Source organism: Xylocopilactobacillus apis (assembly GCF_033095965.1).
Taxonomy (GTDB): Bacteria; Bacillota; Bacilli; order Lactobacillales; family Lactobacillaceae; genus Xylocopilactobacillus; species Xylocopilactobacillus apis.
Genome location: NZ_AP026801.1, coordinates 1,910,522 through 1,925,912, shown reverse-complemented (window position 1 = coordinate 1,925,912; position 15,391 = coordinate 1,910,522). Strand labels below are relative to the sequence as shown.

Annotated in this window: 20 protein-coding genes; 15 read left to right on the top strand and 5 right to left on the bottom strand. The window is 37.3% G+C overall.

From position 1 onward, the window contains the following. The first annotated feature begins 2 nt into the window (after positions 1-2). The 15 genes from rplO to R8749_RS09000 all read left to right on the top strand — a co-directional run bounded on the left by rplO (position 3) and on the right by R8749_RS09000 (position 9,995). Complete coding sequence (gene rplO / locus R8749_RS09070; protein WP_317696184.1) at positions 3-443, top strand: 50S ribosomal protein L15; 441 nt, start codon at positions 3-5, stop codon at positions 441-443. After that, on the top strand, positions 443-1,753 hold the full coding sequence (secY, locus tag R8749_RS09065; protein ID WP_317696181.1) for a preprotein translocase subunit SecY: 1,311 nt from the start codon (positions 443-445) through the stop codon (positions 1,751-1,753). Before rplO ends, secY begins: the two co-directional genes overlap by 1 nt. A 6-nt stretch (positions 1,754-1,759) precedes the next feature. Further along, a complete protein-coding gene (locus R8749_RS09060) occupies positions 1,760-2,413 on the top strand; it encodes an adenylate kinase (protein ID WP_317696179.1) in 654 nt (217 codons plus the stop codon). 76 nt (positions 2,414-2,489) lie between these two features. Further along, the gene (gene infA / locus R8749_RS09055; protein WP_317696177.1) at positions 2,490-2,708 is read left to right on the top strand and encodes a translation initiation factor IF-1; all 219 of its coding nucleotides are present in this window, start codon (positions 2,490-2,492) and stop codon (positions 2,706-2,708) included. Positions 2,709-2,722: 14 nt separating this feature from the next. Beyond that, positions 2,723-2,839: a 50S ribosomal protein L36 gene (gene rpmJ, locus R8749_RS09050; protein ID WP_317635307.1), complete on the top strand. Its 117-nt coding sequence runs from the start codon at positions 2,723-2,725 to the stop codon at positions 2,837-2,839. Between the two features lie 11 nt (positions 2,840-2,850). Beyond that, on the top strand, positions 2,851-3,216 hold the full coding sequence (gene rpsM / locus R8749_RS09045; RefSeq protein ID WP_317696175.1) for a 30S ribosomal protein S13: 366 nt from the start codon (positions 2,851-2,853) through the stop codon (positions 3,214-3,216). 17 nt (positions 3,217-3,233) lie between these two features. After that, positions 3,234-3,623 carry a 30S ribosomal protein S11 gene (gene rpsK, locus R8749_RS09040; protein ID WP_317696174.1) on the top strand — a complete coding sequence of 130 codons (390 nt, stop codon included), beginning with the start codon at positions 3,234-3,236 and terminating at the stop codon, positions 3,621-3,623. A gap of 56 nt (positions 3,624-3,679) precedes the next feature. Then, the gene (locus R8749_RS09035; RefSeq protein WP_317696172.1) at positions 3,680-4,621 is read left to right on the top strand and encodes a DNA-directed RNA polymerase subunit alpha; all 942 of its coding nucleotides are present in this window, start codon (positions 3,680-3,682) and stop codon (positions 4,619-4,621) included. A 4-nt stretch (positions 4,622-4,625) separates the two neighbouring features. After that, positions 4,626-5,006, top strand: a complete 381-nt coding sequence (gene rplQ, locus R8749_RS09030; RefSeq protein WP_317696170.1) for a 50S ribosomal protein L17 — start codon at positions 4,626-4,628, stop codon at positions 5,004-5,006. 79 nt (positions 5,007-5,085) lie between these two features. After that, positions 5,086-5,922, top strand: coding sequence for an energy-coupling factor transporter ATPase (locus R8749_RS09025; RefSeq protein ID WP_317696168.1), 837 nt, complete (start codon positions 5,086-5,088; stop codon positions 5,920-5,922). Continuing rightward, on the top strand, positions 5,898-6,740 hold the full coding sequence (locus R8749_RS09020) for an energy-coupling factor transporter ATPase (protein ID WP_317696166.1): 843 nt from the start codon (positions 5,898-5,900) through the stop codon (positions 6,738-6,740). The genes R8749_RS09025 and R8749_RS09020 overlap by 25 nt, the downstream gene beginning before the upstream one ends. A 1-nt stretch (position 6,741) precedes the next feature. Next, a complete protein-coding gene (locus R8749_RS09015) occupies positions 6,742-7,536 on the top strand; it encodes an energy-coupling factor transporter transmembrane component T family protein (protein ID WP_317696164.1) in 795 nt (264 codons plus the stop codon). Then, entirely contained in the window at positions 7,536-8,288 is a 753-nt protein-coding gene (truA, locus tag R8749_RS09010) for a tRNA pseudouridine(38-40) synthase TruA (protein WP_317696162.1), read from the top strand. Before R8749_RS09015 ends, truA begins: the two co-directional genes overlap by 1 nt. Further along, positions 8,281-8,745: an NUDIX hydrolase gene (locus R8749_RS09005; RefSeq protein WP_317696160.1), complete on the top strand. Its 465-nt coding sequence runs from the start codon at positions 8,281-8,283 to the stop codon at positions 8,743-8,745. The genes truA and R8749_RS09005 overlap by 8 nt, the downstream gene beginning before the upstream one ends. A gap of 59 nt (positions 8,746-8,804) precedes the next feature. Beyond that, positions 8,805-9,995, top strand: a complete 1,191-nt coding sequence (locus R8749_RS09000) for an SAM-dependent methyltransferase (RefSeq protein WP_317696157.1) — start codon at positions 8,805-8,807, stop codon at positions 9,993-9,995. 24 nt (positions 9,996-10,019) lie between these two features. Here R8749_RS09000 and R8749_RS08995 read toward each other — a convergent pair whose 3' ends face one another. The 5 genes from R8749_RS08995 to R8749_RS08975 form a co-directional block, all read right to left on the bottom strand. Further along, entirely contained in the window at positions 10,020-10,823 is an 804-nt protein-coding gene (locus tag R8749_RS08995; RefSeq protein WP_317696155.1) for an ABC transporter ATP-binding protein, read from the bottom strand. Further along, complete coding sequence (locus R8749_RS08990) at positions 10,801-11,712, bottom strand: ABC transporter permease (protein ID WP_317696152.1); 912 nt, start codon at positions 11,710-11,712, stop codon at positions 10,801-10,803. The genes R8749_RS08995 and R8749_RS08990 overlap by 23 nt, the downstream gene beginning before the upstream one ends. A 30-nt stretch (positions 11,713-11,742) precedes the next feature. Further along, the gene (locus R8749_RS08985) at positions 11,743-12,714 is read right to left on the bottom strand and encodes an ABC transporter substrate-binding protein (RefSeq protein WP_317696151.1); all 972 of its coding nucleotides are present in this window, start codon (positions 12,712-12,714) and stop codon (positions 11,743-11,745) included. 336 nt (positions 12,715-13,050) lie between these two features. Then, positions 13,051-14,022, bottom strand: coding sequence for an ABC transporter substrate-binding protein (locus R8749_RS08980; RefSeq protein WP_317696149.1), 972 nt, complete (start codon positions 14,020-14,022; stop codon positions 13,051-13,053). 302 nt (positions 14,023-14,324) lie between these two features. Next, on the bottom strand, positions 14,325-15,368 hold the full coding sequence (locus R8749_RS08975) for a beta/alpha barrel domain-containing protein (RefSeq protein WP_317696147.1): 1,044 nt from the start codon (positions 15,366-15,368) through the stop codon (positions 14,325-14,327). Positions 15,369-15,391 lie beyond the last annotated feature (23 nt).

The following is a 15,391-nucleotide window of genomic DNA, read 5'->3' as shown; positions in this document are numbered from 1 at the left end:
GTATGCAGTTAAACGAATTAAGACCAGCACCAGGTTCACGTCATTCACGTAAACGTGTAGCTCGTGGATTTTCTTCTGGCTACGGAAAAACCGCAGGCCGTGGAACCAAAGGACAAAAAGCTCGTCAAGGCGGGAAAGTCCGAATGGGTTTTGAAGGCGGACAAATGCCTTTGTTCCGGAGAATGCCAAAAAGAGGATTCAATAACATTAACCGTAAAGAATACGCTGAAGTTAGTCTCACTGCATTGAACGTATTTGATGATGGTGAAGTTATTGATGATAAAGTCTTATTAGAAAAGGGAATTATTAAAAAGCCCCTTTCAGGCGTAAAAATTTTAGGTAATGGTAAAATTGAGAAAAAGCTTACTGTTAAGGTAAGTAAAGTTACACAGTCGGCGAATACAGCGATCGTCAATGCCGGTGGAACCGTTGAGGTAAATTAATGTTCAAAACATTATTCAGGGGTTTAAAAGTAAAAAATATCAGATCAAGAATACTTTTCACGTTTTTTGCATTCTTGATTTATCGTTTTGGGTCTTTACTGACAGTCCCTGGAGTCAATGCGAAAGCAATGACTAGCATCGCCCAGAGCGGTTTAGTGCCTATTCTGGACACTGTAAGCGGGGGAGGTTTGGCAAATTATTCAATATTTGCTTTAGGCGTATCCCCTTATATTACAGCACAAATTGTAGTGCAATTACTGCAAATGGATATTGTTCCAGTCTTTGTTGAATGGAGTAAACAGGGTGAAGTCGGTCGACGGAAGCTAAATAATGTTACCAGAGTTTTAACGATAGTTTTAGCATTTTTACAATCAGTGGCCATCACTGGTGGATTTAATGCTCTTTCAACGCTGAATAATAATGGACAAAAGCTTGTTAAAGTACCAACTGTAAATACTTTTATTGAAATTGGTTTTATCTTGACTGCCGGTACAATGTTTTTGACGTGGCTGGGTGAACAGATAACAGATAAGGGTTTAGGTAATGGTGTTTCGATGATTATTGCTGGAGGTATTATTTCAAGACTTCCAAGTGGAATTATGGGATTATACCACCAGTTTATTGTTGGGGCTTCAAATACACGCCTTATGATTAATATTGGGCTTATTGTTTTAATTGTTGTTGCTGTAATTTTAATTACTACTTTTGTAACATATGTTCAGCAGGCAAATTATAAAATACCAATCCAATTTACTCGGCGAGCAACTGGGACAGGAGATAACAGTTTTCTACCATTGAAAATTAATGTTTCTGGTGTTATTCCGGTAATCTTTGCCAGTTCGTTTATTGTGACGCCACAAACAATTTTGACAGCTTTTCGAAATGCTCATGGTGAAGATACATGGTTTAAAGTGTTAGATTCCATCTTTAATTTACAAAGTAATTGGGGCGTGGCAATTTATACAATCTTAATTGTCCTCTTCACTTTCTTCTATGCTTTTGTGCAGGTAAATCCGGAAAAAGTTGCAGAAAACTTAACGAAGCAGGGAAGTTATATTCCAGGTGTTCGGCCGGGTGAAGAAACAGAAGATTACATTTCTAAACTTTTGATTAGACTTTCAACCGTTGGTTCAGTATTTTTAGGACTAATTTCATTGGTTCCATTGTTAGCAAGCAATATTTGGGGACTTCCTCAGTCGATTGGCCTTGGAGGAACTAGTTTGTTAATTATTGTCGGAGTTGCACTTGAAACTACACGTCAATTAGATGGTTTATTAATGAAACGTGAATATGTTGGATTTATTAGGTAATATAAAATGAATATTATTTTAATGGGTTTGCCAGGTGCTGGAAAAGGTACGCAGGCCGAAAAAATTAGTGAAAATTATAAAATCGTTCATATTTCAACGGGAGATATGTTTAGAGAAGCAATTAGTAAAAAGTCTGAACTTGGTAGAACTGCTCAAGGGTACATGGATCAGGGACAATTAGTACCTGATGAGGTTACAAGTGGAATTGTAAAAGAGCGCATTGCCCAAGAAGATGTTCAGCAGCACGGTTTTATGTTGGACGGTTTTCCGAGAACTCTTGTTCAAGCCGAAACGCTTGATCAAATTGTTAAAGAGTTAAAGACTTCGATTGATAGAGTTGTTAATATAAAAGTTGACCCAGAGGATTTGGTTGAGCGCTTATCGGGACGTTTTATCTGCCGAAAGTGTGGGGCTACGTACCATAAAATATACAACCCACCAAAGGTTGAAGGTGTCTGCGATGTATGCGGCAGTAAAGATTTCTATCAACGTGATGATGATAAACCTGAAGTTGTTCGTAATCGGCTTGAAGTAAATATTGAAAAGAATACCCCGTTAATTGCCTATTATGAGAAACAAGGTAAACTGTCAAATATTGATGGCAATAAACCAATTAATGAAGTGTTTGATGAAATAAAAAAAGTTCTTGAAAAGGTTTGATTCTTTTAAAGAATTGTGTTATGTGGTATTATTTATTAGTTAGACCCAGAAAGAGCAGTCAAAGTGGAGGTTATATTTGGCAAAGCAAGATGTGATCGAAGTACACGGAAAAGTTACTGATACACTGCCAAATGCAATGTTTAAAGTTGAACTAGAAAACGGTGCAGAAGTTCTAGCTCATGTTTCAGGAAAAATAAGAATGCATTATATTCGAATTCTTCCCGGAGATAAAGTAACTGTTGAGTTATCCCCGTATGATCTTACTAAAGGTCGGATCACGTATAGATTTAGATAAATTCGGAGGTTAGGATGAAAGTTCGTCCATCAGTAAAAAAAATGTGTGAACATTGCAGAATTATTAAGCGCCGTGGGCGTGTAATGGTGATTTGTTCTGCAAATCCAAGACACAAACAAAGACAAGGTTAGGAGATTAAAGAGTGGTTCGTATTGCTGGAGTTGATTTACCGAGAGGTAAAAGAATAGTAATAGCGTTAACTTATATTTATGGTATTGGTTTGTCTACATCTCAGAAAATTTTAAAAGATGTTGATGTTTCTGAAGATATTCGCCAAGAAGACCTTACTCCACAACAGGAAGACGCAATTCGCGCTGCTGTTGATAAGTATAAGGTTGAAGGTGATTTACGTAGAGAAGTCAATCTTAATATTAAACGTTTACAAGAAATTGGTTCTTACCGTGGCTTACGCCATCGATTCAATTTGCCTGTACGTGGTCAGAACACAAAAAATAATGCTCGGACTCGTAAAGGTAAGAAAGTTTCGATTGCTGGTAAGAAGAAGTAGTGGGGGAGTAGTTAAATTTGGCAACTAGAAGAACTACGCGTCGTCGTAGAGTAAAGAAGAATATTGAGTCTGGTGTTGCTCATATCCACTCAACATTTAATAACACAATTGTTATGATTACGGATCCCAAGGGAAATGCGATATCTTGGTCATCTGCTGGAGCACTTGGCTTTAAAGGATCACGTAAGTCAACACCATATGCTGCACAACTTGCGGCAGAAGCAGCAGCAAAGTCTTCAATGGATCAAGGTATGCGTAATGTAGAAGTTTCTGTTAAAGGTCCTGGTTCTGGTCGTGAATCAGCAATTAGATCATTGCAGGCAGCCGGGTTAGAAATCACTGCAATTCGTGACGATACACCAGTTCCGCATAACGGTTCAAGACCCCCAAAACGTCGCCGTGTGTAATTATTAGTCCTATTTTCATCTTAAATATCGGATCAGAAAGGGGTAATAATTACTAAATGATAGAATTTGAAAAACCATCAATCGCAAGGATAGAGGAAACCTCAAATTATGGTAAGTTTATCATTGAACCCTTAGAACGGGGTTATGGTACTACCTTAGGCAATTCTTTGCGCAGAGTTTTATTGACCTCTTTGCCGGGTTCTGCAGTAACTGACATTCAAATTGATAATGTTTACCATGAGTTTTCAACGGTAGATGGAGTCTTAGAAGATGTTTCACATATTATTCTTAATGTTAAAAAACTTAAGCTAAAGTTAATTGATGTTGACGAAAAAGTTATTGAGTTAAAAATTAAGGGTGAAAAAGTCGTTACAGCAGCAGATATTGTGACAGATTCAGATCTTGAAGTCTTGGATCCGGATCAATATATTTGTTCAGTCGCTAAAGGCGGAGAACTGTCGATGCATATGACTGTCAAAAAAGGACGTGGTTATATTGCTGCGGTAGAGAATAAAACTGAAGGTATGCCAATTGGGGTTTTAGCAGTCGATTCGATCTATACACCGATCGAAAAGGTTAATTATCAAGTTGAAAGTACGAGAGTTAGAAATCGAAACGATTTTGACAAATTGACACTTGATATATGGACTAATGGATCGATTATGCCATCGGAAGCTTTAAGTTTAGCTGCTAAGATTTTAACTGATCATTTAGCAATTTTTGTTGAACTTGATGGAGATGCTGGCAGCGTTGAAACTTTGGTTGAAAAGGAAGATAAGCATATTGAGAAATTACTCGATATGACAATCGAAGAAATTGATTTAACTGTTCGTTCTTATAACAGTTTAAAGAGAGCTGGAATCAATACTCTGGGTGAGTTAACTCAAATGACAGAGTCAGATATGATGAAAGTTCGAAACCTTGGACGTAAGTCTTTAGAAGAAGTCAAAGCTAAACTAGCAAGTTTAGGATTATCACTTAAGAAGGAGGATGAATAAGTCCATGTCTTATCGAAAATTTGGTCGTGATAGTGGCCATCGAAAAGCAATGCTCAGAAACTTAACAACTGATCTTATTGTACATGAACGCATCACGACTACTGAAGCTAAAGCTAAAGATCTGCGTTCGATCGTTGAAAAGATGATCACTTTGGGCAAAAGAGGCGATTTGCACGCACGTCGTCAAGCAGCCGCTTATGTTCGTAATGTGATAGCAAGCACTGAAGAGAAAGATGAAGAAGTTGTTGTTGAATCAGCACTTCAAAAATTGTTCTCAGATTTAGCAACTCGTTATGCTGAACGTAACGGCGGCTATACAAGAATTTATAAAACGGTTAGTCGTCGTGGTGATGGCGCACCGATGGTTGTTATTGAATTAGTATAAAGTTTAATAATTTTCAGTTAATGGTCCTTGCTGTATAATATGCAAAGGACTTTTTTTATACACGAATTGAGGTTAGAGCTTGGTTGAAATTGTTAAAGCAAATAATGTTTATTTTACATACTCGCAGGCTCATTCTCCCGTACTGAATAATATATCTTTCTCTGTGGAGAGTAATACTTTTACCACTATTATTGGAGAAAATGGCAGTGGTAAGAGTACTTTAGCTAAAACAATTGTGGGACTAAATAAACCTGATAAGGGAGAAATTCAAATTGCTGGACTTCAATTAAACGAAGAAAATCTCGATCAAATTAGAGCTAACGTTGGGATGGTTTTTCAAAATCCAGATAATCAATTTGTCGGGGCAACGGTAGCAGATGACGTAGCTTTTGGGTTAGAAAATCATCAGGTTCCGCACAATCAGATGGAAGAAATCGTTGAGAAGTATTTGAGCCTAGTTAAAATGTGGGATTACCGCGATCGGACGCCAGAAACTCTTTCAGGGGGACAAAAGCAGCGGGTGGCGATTGCTTCGGCTTTAGCTTATAGTCCTAAGGTATTAATTCTTGATGAAGCAAGCAGTATGCTTGATCCAAAAGGTCGCAAAGATCTATTAGAATTAATTTTAGAATTAAAAAAGACGACCCAAACAACTATAATTTCGGTCACTCATAATTTATCTGAAGCACTAGTCAGTGATCGAGTGTACTTATTAACTAAGGGGCAAATTAATGGATCAGGCACACCTCAGGAAATTTTTACTAATCGAAAATTGATAAAAGATAATAATTTGGAATTACCATTTATTCCAGAATTAATTTATCAGCTAAAAAAGCAGGATTTTCCGCTGAAAAAAGATTGGATGACAGAAGAGGAGTTGATTGAATTTTTATGGACATTAGCTTCAAAAATGTAAATTATTTTTACAATTATAATTCTCCAACTGAGACTAAAGCTTTAAATGATATTAATTTAGAAATTCCTTCCGGCAGTTTTGTTTCGATAATTGGTCAGACAGGTAGTGGAAAATCTACTCTAATTCAACACATAAATGGTCTTTTGATCCCCAGTTCGGGTGAAATTCGAGTTGCTGGTTATACAATCAATAATCAAACAAAACGAAAAAAGTTAGCTCAGTTGCGAAGTAAAGTCGGAATGGTTTTTCAGTTTCCTGAAAATCAAGTTTACGAATCAACGGTTATTAAAGACATTGCAGTTGCTCCTATTAATTTCGGTGTCGATAAAGATTCTGCCTATGAACAAGCAAAAGAAATGTTAAAAGTTGTTGGTTTAAGCGATGAAGTTGCACAGAGATCACCTTTTTCGCTTTCAGGGGGTCAGATGAGGCGAGTAGCTATTGCGGGAATTTTGGCAATGCATCCCAAGATTTTAGTATTAGATGAACCAACTGCAGGACTAGATCCTCATACGCATGAAGAAATGATGGATCTGTTTTTTAGCTTACATCATGAATGGCATTTGACTACGATTATGGTTAGTCACCAAATGGATGATGTGGCAAAGTATAGCGATCAGGTTATTTTAATGGAGCAGGGTTCAATTATAAAAAAGGGAAGTCCAAGGGAAGTGTTTACTGAAAATATTCCTGTGGGCGTTCCTGCAACGATTGAATTTTGTGATCGTTTACAAGAAAAAGGGATTAATTTAGCACCTGCGCCATTAACGACTGAAGAGTTAGTTCGTGAATTAAAAGAAACATTGTTAGGAACTTGAATTGAGTAAATTATTAATTGGAAGGTATTTACCGGGAAATTCAATCATTCATCGTCTTGATCCTCGTGGAAAAATTGTCTTCACGATTCTTTTTATCATGGTCGTTTTTTTGGCTAATAATTTGCTAAGTTATGGATTACTGCTGTTATTTACGATTGGTTTAATAAAAGCTGCAAAGATCTCGTTTTCTTTCTATTTATCAGGGATGAAATCTTTCATTCTCCTAATGCTATTTGTGGTTGTTGTTCAAATGTTTTTTACCGGGGGAGGAACTGTTTATTTCCATTGGGGCATTATTCAACTTACAAGCGGTGGCTTAATCAGTGCGTTTTATATGTTTTTACGATTGGTGATTAATATTAATATTTCTACAATTTTAACGTTAACTACGTCTCCACTTTTGATTGCCAGTTCAATTGAGTCTTTGCTTAAACCATTAAGTTATCTAAAAGTTCCAACGGAAGTGATCGGCTTAATGATCTCAATTGCCTTAAGATTTATTCCGACGATTGCTGATTCAACGCAAAAAATCATTAATGCCCAGATGTCCAGAGGTGTTGACTTTAATGATCCAAGCTTAAAAAAGAGAGTGCTCAATATCATTCCACTGTTAGTTCCGCTTTTAGACAGCAATTTTAAAATGGCAGAAGATTTGTCAATTGCGATGGAAGCAAGAGGTTACGTGCCAAACGCTAAGAGAACACGTTATCGAATTATGCATTGGCATTTAAATGATACTTTAGCGTTTGCGGTTCTTGGAATTTTAACAATTTTATTATGGGTAATTAAAAACTAATGGTACAAAGATATAAAGCAATTTTAAAATATGACGGCACCAAATTTTCGGGATTTCAGCTCCAAGCGCCAAGGTTGAGAACCGTTCAGGGAGTGATTGAAAAAGCTCTTGTAAAAATGAGCAAAGGAGAACGGATTGTTGTATTTGGAGCAAGTCGTACTGATGCTGGAGTTCATGCTTTAGGACAAGTTATTCATTTTGACTATCCCGTAAACCTTGACCCTCAGAAAATGAAGTTTGCCCTTAACAGTTTGATGCCGCTTGATGTGGAATTTATTGACGTTCAAAAGGTTGATGAAGAATTTCATGCCCGATTTTCAGCGCATGAAAAGACTTACATGTATCGGGTTGACCGAGGGCGTTTCGTCGATCCTTTTAAAAGATTTTATACGACGCACTACCCTTATCCGATGGACTTATCGCGAGTTAAAACAGCGTTAAAAGATGTTGTGGGTACGCATGATTTTACTAGTTTTGCCGCTAGCGGTGGGCAGGCGACAAATAAAGTTCGCACGATCACACAGGCTGAAGTTGAAGAAAACGTTAAGGATAATGAAATCACTTTTTATTTTACGGGAGATGCCTTTTTATATAACCAAGTTCGGATTATGTTGGGAGTGTTATTAGAAATTGGCAGTCAAAAACGTGAGATTCATGATTTCTTGCGTTTGTATGAGGTAAAAGACCGTAAAGAAGCGCGCTGGACTGCTCCTGCAAGTGGGCTTTATTTAAAGGAGGTTCACTATGTCTGATTATATTAAACAGATTCGTAAAATGGTGGGACATGAACCAATCATCTTAACTTTTGCGGCCGGTATTTTAGTTAATAAGCAAAATGAAATACTTTTACAAAAGCGGAGTGATTTTAATCAGTGGGGTTTGCCTGGTGGTGCCATGGAATATGGGGAAAACGCAGAAAAAACATGCCAAAGGGAATTCTTGGAAGAAACTGGTTATCAGGTAAAAGTAGATAAATTATTAGGGATTTCGACGAATCAAGTACAAAAGTATCCCAATGGTGATTTGAGTCAATCAGTCGTTATATTTTTTGTAGTAACATCTGATTTAAAAGATCGCAATCATGACATAAGTCCTGAAACTATGGATTTATGCTTTTTTAATATGAATAAATTACCAAAAATTTTTAATAAGCAGCATTATAAAGCAATTCAGCATTTTAAAGACGACAAATTTTCTTATTTTGATTAAATTTGATTTCTGAAAAAAGAGTCTTATAATCTTTCATTAGAAAATAATTGAGGTAAAAAATGGTTTTTGATAAAAATATCTATCGGAAAATTTTAAGTCATGCATTTGACATCCCAGTTAGTGTTAGTTATTGGGACAAAACAACGGAAAATTATGGTGAGGGAACTCCTGAAGTTAAGATTAAGTTTAATGAGGAAATTCCCGTTACTGATTTTATGCATGAACCAACGTTGCGGCTCGCTGAAGCATATATGAATGATCGTTTGGATATTGAAGGAAGTATTCAAAAGTTAGTTGCTTCAGCTTTTGCAGCTAAAGATAGCTTTTTGACAAACGGAAGGTTAATTAAATATCTGCCCAAAATGTCTCATTCTGAAAAAGCGAGTGAGGCGGATGTTCAGAAACACTATGACATTGGCAATGACTTTTATAAGAAGTGGCTTGATCCGACAATGACGTATTCTTGTGCTTACTTTGAACACCCGGATGACACTTTAGAACAAGCTCAACGAAATAAGATTGAACATATTCTGCATAAATTAAAACCAGTTGCGGGGAAAACCCTTTTAGACATTGGATCTGGCTGGGGAGCGATGATTATCGCAGCAGCAAAGCTCTATGGTTTAAAAACAACTGGGATTACTTTGAGCCAAGAACAATTTGATTACACGAAAGAACGGATCAAAAAAGAAGGCTTAGAAGATCAAGTTGATGTTTGGCTGATGGATTATCGCGAAGTACCAAAAGATGTGGATTTCGATTACGTTGTCAGTGTTGGGATGTTTGAACATGTTGGAAAAGAAAATTTAGGTCTTTATTTCCAAAAAATTAAAGACCTCTTGGTTCCAGATGGAGTGGCTTTAATTCATGGAATTACTGGTCAGCATGAAGGATTGGGCGTTGATCCATTCTTAGTTAAATATATTTTCCCAGGCGGTTATATTCCAAATGTGTCAGAGAATCTAACGCATATTATGGATGCCAAGCTTCAGATAGCTGATTTGGAGCCATTAAGACGCCATTATCAGAAAACCTTGGAGATTTGGACAGAAAATTATCACAAGGTTTTTGACGAAACGAGCGAAAAGTATGGACGTGACTTTGCCCGGATGTGGGATATGTACTTACAGGCTTCAGCAGGTTCTTTTGAAGCAGGGAATATCGATGTAATGCAATTCCTATTGAGCAATGGTCGCAGCGCTCAAACCCTTCCAATGACTAGATCTTATATTTATGAAAAAGAAAACTAAAAAAACCGGCATTTGCCGGTTTTTTTATGCTAGAAGCATGGCGTCGTCTTCTACCTGACTGCCAGCTTGTTGTTGGAATAGATCCATTAGTTTCGTAACTGTTAAATCTTTCTTTTCATCTCCTTTGAGATTAATTGCAACTTTACCTTGATGAAGCATAATTAATCGATTGCCATATCGAATTGCATCTTCCATATTGTGAGTAACCATAAAAGCAGTTAGTTTCTGTTCACTAATTAATTTTTCGGTTAATTCCATTACAGTAACCGAAGTTTTTGGATCTAAAGCTGCGGTATGTTCATCAAGTAAAATTAAATCAGGCCGCTGCAATGTTGCCATTAATAAAGTGATGGCTTGTCTTTGACCGCCGGAGAGAAGACCGACTTCTGTTTCTAAACGATTCTCAAGATTTAAATTAAGCATCGCGAGCTGTTCTTTGAAGAATTTTCGATCGTGGCTTTTAACACCCAAAGCAAAACCTCGATGTTGTCCGCGTTTCATTGCTAATGCTAAATTTTCTTCGACGGTTAAACGAACTGCCGTCCCCATCTTAGGATCTTGAAAGACTCGGCTGATTTTTTTTGAGCGCTTTGTTACCGATTGTTTAGTCACATCTTCACCGTTTAGAATGATTTGACCGTCCTTTATTGGGAGAGTTCCGGCAATACTATTTAGTAAAGTAGATTTACCAGCACCGTTGCTTCCGATAATTGTTACAAAATCTCCTGCATCTAACTCGAGATCAACGCCTCGAAGGACGTGATTTTCGTTAACTGTTCCTTTTTCGAATGTTTGCTCTAAATTACTAATCTTTAAGACTTGGGGCATTGTTTTTTCCTCCTTTATTGCGGTGAAGTCGTAAATTAGGTAATGACAAACAAACGACTAGAACTAATGCGGACGCTAGTTTTGCATCTGATGGCTGGACATTCATTTCAAATACTAGTGCAAGAATGAAACGATAAATAATTGCACCAAGTACTAATGTTAAAAGCCGAATTCCAATTTTTTTGTTGCGGAGAAGAACTTCGGCAATAATGATTGAAGCAAGACCAATTACGATTGTTCCAACCCCTGAATTTAAATCAGCAAAGCCATTGTTTTGCGCCAACAAAGCTCCAGAAAGAGCAATACAAGCATTGGAAATCATATATCCGAGAATTTTCATGTTTTCAGTTTTAATTCCATTTGCGGCACTCATATCTGGATTATCACCAGTAGCTCGCATCGCAAGTCCAATTTCAGTTCGAAAGAATAAAACTAATAGAGCAATGACTAATAAAGAAATGATTAGGCCGATAACGATTACTGCATTATTGCGCGACAGCCCCCAATTTTGGGCAATCGTGAATACCGTATTTTTGCCAAGAAGTGATACGTTAGCAGCATTACCCATGACCCGAGAAGTAATTGAATAGAGTCCAGTCATCGTGATAATTCCTGCTAAAAGAGAAGGAATTTTAAGCTTAGTATTTAAAACCCCCGTTACTAACCCGGCAATCATTCCTCCTAGAAAAGCGATGATAGTGGCTAGAATTGGATTAATTCCTTTGACAATGCAGATTGCAGCAATGCCGCCGCCGAGAGGGAAACTGCCCTCAGCTGTCATATCAGCGATATCTAAGATCCTAAATGTTAAATAGACTCCAATTGCCATTAAGGACCAAAGCAGCCCTTGCGAGGCCGCCGATAGTAATAAATCAAAAATATTAGACATGTCTATTAATTCCTCTTTCTTGCTTTTGGATTATTTTGGCTCTTTAATGCTAGCTGGATCAATGCCTAAAGCTTTAGCCATTTCTTTATTAACTACTAATTTTAAATCATTGGCTTTCTCGACCGCCATGTCCGCTGGCTTTTCTTTGCCTTTTAAAATTCTTGCAGCCATCTTGCCAGTTTGTTCGCCTAGCGATTCATAATCGATTCCAATTGTTGCTAGTCCACCAGTTTTTACTTGATCGTCAGACCCTGCAACAAGTGGGATTTTCTTTTCTTTTACAACTTTGCCCACAATTGCAGATGCTGAGGCAAAAGTATTATCAGTTGGGACATAAATTCCATCAGTTGAGTTGGCAAGAGTTTCAGTGACTTGTTGGACATCATTAGTGGTATTAGCAGTTTTGACTTTGGCTTTAACACCGGCCTTTTTCAAAGCTTTAATTGCAAGGTCAGCTTGAATCTTGGAATTGGCTTCCCCAGCATTATACATAATTCCAATGGTTTTTGCTTTTGGCACAATGGATAAAAGTAAGTCGATTTGTTTATCGATTGGCACCATATCAGTAGTTCCAGTAACATTGGCGCCCGGTTTGTCGTTAGATTTAACTAGTTTTGCAGCTTTTAAATCCGTAACAGCGGTCACAACCGTTGGAATTGAGGTTGTTGCATTTGCGACACTTTGAGCAGCCGGGGTGGCAATTGCCAAAATTAAATCAGATTTATCGTTGACCAGTTTTTCACTCATACTTTTGAGATTATCTTGACTGTTTTGTGCATTTTGATAATCAATTTTAATGTTTTTGCCATCAGTATATCCTTCCTCTTTAAGACCTTTTTTGAAACCAGTGTAGGATTTATCTAAAGAAGGGTGCTGGACAACCTGTAAAACTCCAACATGTTTGACCTTTGTAGATGAGCTATTGCTTGATTTATTGCTGCAGCCTCCCAGTAATAGGGCTCCTGCCAAACTAACTCCAATAATTAATTTACTTGCTTTCATATTTTCCTCCAAATTATAAAAAAATAACCACTCAGCTGCTAAGTGGTTATTTGAACTGTCGTAGACAATCTAGTTTCGTTAGCCACTTAGAGGTCTAGGTGGCTAACCGTAAGACAAATTGCTCTAGCCATCATAGATAAATACAAACCTGCATTCGTTTGTATCCATCTTGATGAATACAAACGCTATCTAAAATAGCTAAAGTAAAAACGGTTATTCAGTTGTAAGTTTTGTTTTAAATTCTTAATCATTAAGAATTACCTCCAACTTGATGTTTAAAATTATATGAGAATAAATTGCCAGCGTCAAGCATAAAAATACATTTTTCTGAAAAATTTATTTTGGAGCCTTGATACTATTGGGGTCAATTCCAAGTGCTTTAGCCATATCTTTGTTAACGTATAGTTTTAAACTTTTGGCTTTTTGGACTGGCATTGTTTCTGGTTTTGCTTTTCCATCCAAAATTTTTGCAGCCATTTTGCCAGTCTGTTCACCTAATAATTCATAGTCAATCCCAATTGTAGCAAGACCGCCTAGTTTCACATGATCGGTCGAACCAGCGACTAATGGGATTTTCTTTTCTTTCACAATTTTACCGCTTAGTGCTGCGGCTGATGAAAAAGTATTATCAGTTGGGACATAGATTCCATCAGTTGAATTTGCTAAGGTTTCGGTGACCTGTTGTACGTCATTGGTGGTATTAGCAGTTTTGATTAAAACTTTAACTCCTGCTTTTTTCAATGCTTTAACGGCTAAATCAGCTTGAATTTTAGAATTTGATTCACCAGCGTTATACATAATACCGATTGTTTTGGCTTTTGGTACGATAGATAAAAGTAAATCGATTTGTTTATCAATTGGAACCATATCAGTCGTTCCAGTGACATTGCCACCGGGTTTTTGATCTGATTTCACTAATTTTGCTGCTTTTAAGTCAGTCACTGCAGTTACAACTGTTGGGATTTTGGGAGTTGCAGTGGCAACACTTTGAGCTGCCGGAGTGGCAATACCTAAAATTAGATCAGATTTATCGTTGACGAGTTTTTCACTCATACTTTTTAAATTATCTTGATTATTTTGGGCATTTTGATAATCGATTTTAAGGTTTTTACCTTCAACATATCCGCTCTCTTTTAATCCTTTTTTAAAGCCAGTGTAGGCTTTATCTAAGGAAGGGTGCTGGACAACTTGTAAAACTCCAACATGCTTGACCTTGGTGGAAGAGCTATTACTTGATTTATTGCTGCACCCGCCTAGTAATAAGGCTCCTGCCAAACTCATACCAATAATTAATTTCTTTGCTTTCATTTTTTCCCTCCGTCTAATAAAAAATACCCACTTAGTTTCTAAGTGGGTCCAAAAGACATCAGATTCGATTATTTTGTTAGCCACTTAGAGATCTAGGTGGCTAACCGCAAAGCAAAACTCCATAGCCATCATAGATGAATTCAAACTTTCATGTGTTTAAATCCACCTTGATGAATTTAAACACTATCCATAATAGCTATAGTAGTAACGGTTATTTAGTTGTAAGCAATGTTTTAAATTCTTATTCATAAGAATTACCTCCAACTTGTTGATGAAAATTATATGTGAATTTTGTGAAAGCGTCAAGCATTATTTTTTATCTCAAAAGCTAAATAGGGATTCCACATGGCGCCAGTTGCGCTCATGACAGCATCTGCACCGCAAGAGAGGTATTTCTGATAATGTTCAGGTGAACTGACTCCGCCGACGCCAATAATTGCAAAATCAGCAGCTAATTCTCGGCGAAGTTCAGCCAAACGTTTAACCATATCAAGACCAGCCCAGCGAATTGAGTCTCCGCAAATTCCTGCTGTAGGTCGTTTTTGATCTAAAGCAGGAAGTCCAGCTTGATCAATCGGTTTTCCCGGAAGTGTATTGATTGCTGTAAATCCGTCAACAATTCCAAGCAGTTTTTTAACGAATTCCTGAAGGTCTTGATTGGGTTCAAAGAATGCTAGTTTTAATAATAAAGGCCGGTCGGGAACCGCGTTTTTGATTTCGTAAGCAACTCGTTGAACCTTGTCATAATCAAAACAAAGCAGCTGATCCTTCCCTTCGTTCGGGCAGCTTAAATTAGCTTCTAAAATTGCAGCATTGGCTTCGCTGACTAATTTGGCGGCAAGGGCGTAATCGTTCTCAATTTTTTCGTTTGGTCTATTAGTACCTTGAAAACTTCCAATGACGTATTGACCATCTCTAGCAGCACTGACAGATTTTGCAAGATCAGGCTGCCAAATGTCTGGATCATAAGATGGGACGCCAAAGGAATTAGTAATTGAAATTGGGGATTCAAAATTATGGTCAGCTAACACTTTACTGTGAGGCAGAAAATTATCTTCCAAAGGGTGAACGGACAGTACGTTTGGCAGCGGCTGACTAGGAGTAGTAGTTGTGCGGACAGTCTTATAAGTTACAAGATCAAAACCATAATTCAAAGCAGCGATGACGTATTTTGAATTCAATAGAGGACCGGCCGGAATTCCAAAAGGCAGATTGATTGGTAAGTTTAAAAATTGGGTCTGGTTAACAGTATTTACAGATTTAGAAGGTTCTTCAGCAAATGCGGCAAATGGTCCTTCTCGGTAGTTGTCTTCATAACTTAATGCTGGATTATAAAATGGAATCACAAATATTTTTCCTTTCTGTATTT

Coding starts and splice junctions, on each gene's coding strand:
- rplO (WP_317696184.1), top strand. CDS start 3: ATGCAGTTAAACGAATTAAGACCAGCACCAGGTTCACGTCATTCACGT.
- secY (WP_317696181.1), top strand. CDS start 443: ATGTTCAAAACATTATTCAGGGGTTTAAAAGTAAAAAATATCAGATCA.
- R8749_RS09060 (WP_317696179.1), top strand. CDS start 1,760: ATGAATATTATTTTAATGGGTTTGCCAGGTGCTGGAAAAGGTACGCAG.
- rpmJ (WP_317635307.1), top strand. CDS start 2,723: ATGAAAGTTCGTCCATCAGTAAAAAAAATGTGTGAACATTGCAGAATT.
- R8749_RS09035 (WP_317696172.1), top strand. CDS start 3,680: ATGATAGAATTTGAAAAACCATCAATCGCAAGGATAGAGGAAACCTCA.
- rplQ (WP_317696170.1), top strand. CDS start 4,626: ATGTCTTATCGAAAATTTGGTCGTGATAGTGGCCATCGAAAAGCAATG.
- R8749_RS09020 (WP_317696166.1), top strand. CDS start 5,898: ATGGACATTAGCTTCAAAAATGTAAATTATTTTTACAATTATAATTCT.
- truA (WP_317696162.1), top strand. CDS start 7,536: ATGGTACAAAGATATAAAGCAATTTTAAAATATGACGGCACCAAATTT.
- R8749_RS09005 (WP_317696160.1), top strand. CDS start 8,281: ATGTCTGATTATATTAAACAGATTCGTAAAATGGTGGGACATGAACCA.
- R8749_RS09000 (WP_317696157.1), top strand. CDS start 8,805: ATGGTTTTTGATAAAAATATCTATCGGAAAATTTTAAGTCATGCATTT.
- R8749_RS08995 (WP_317696155.1), bottom strand. CDS start 10,823: ATGCCCCAAGTCTTAAAGATTAGTAATTTAGAGCAAACATTCGAAAAA.
- R8749_RS08990 (WP_317696152.1), bottom strand. CDS start 11,712: ATGTCTAATATTTTTGATTTATTACTATCGGCGGCCTCGCAAGGGCTG.
- R8749_RS08985 (WP_317696151.1), bottom strand. CDS start 12,714: ATGAAAGCAAGTAAATTAATTATTGGAGTTAGTTTGGCAGGAGCCCTA.
- R8749_RS08980 (WP_317696149.1), bottom strand. CDS start 14,022: ATGAAAGCAAAGAAATTAATTATTGGTATGAGTTTGGCAGGAGCCTTA.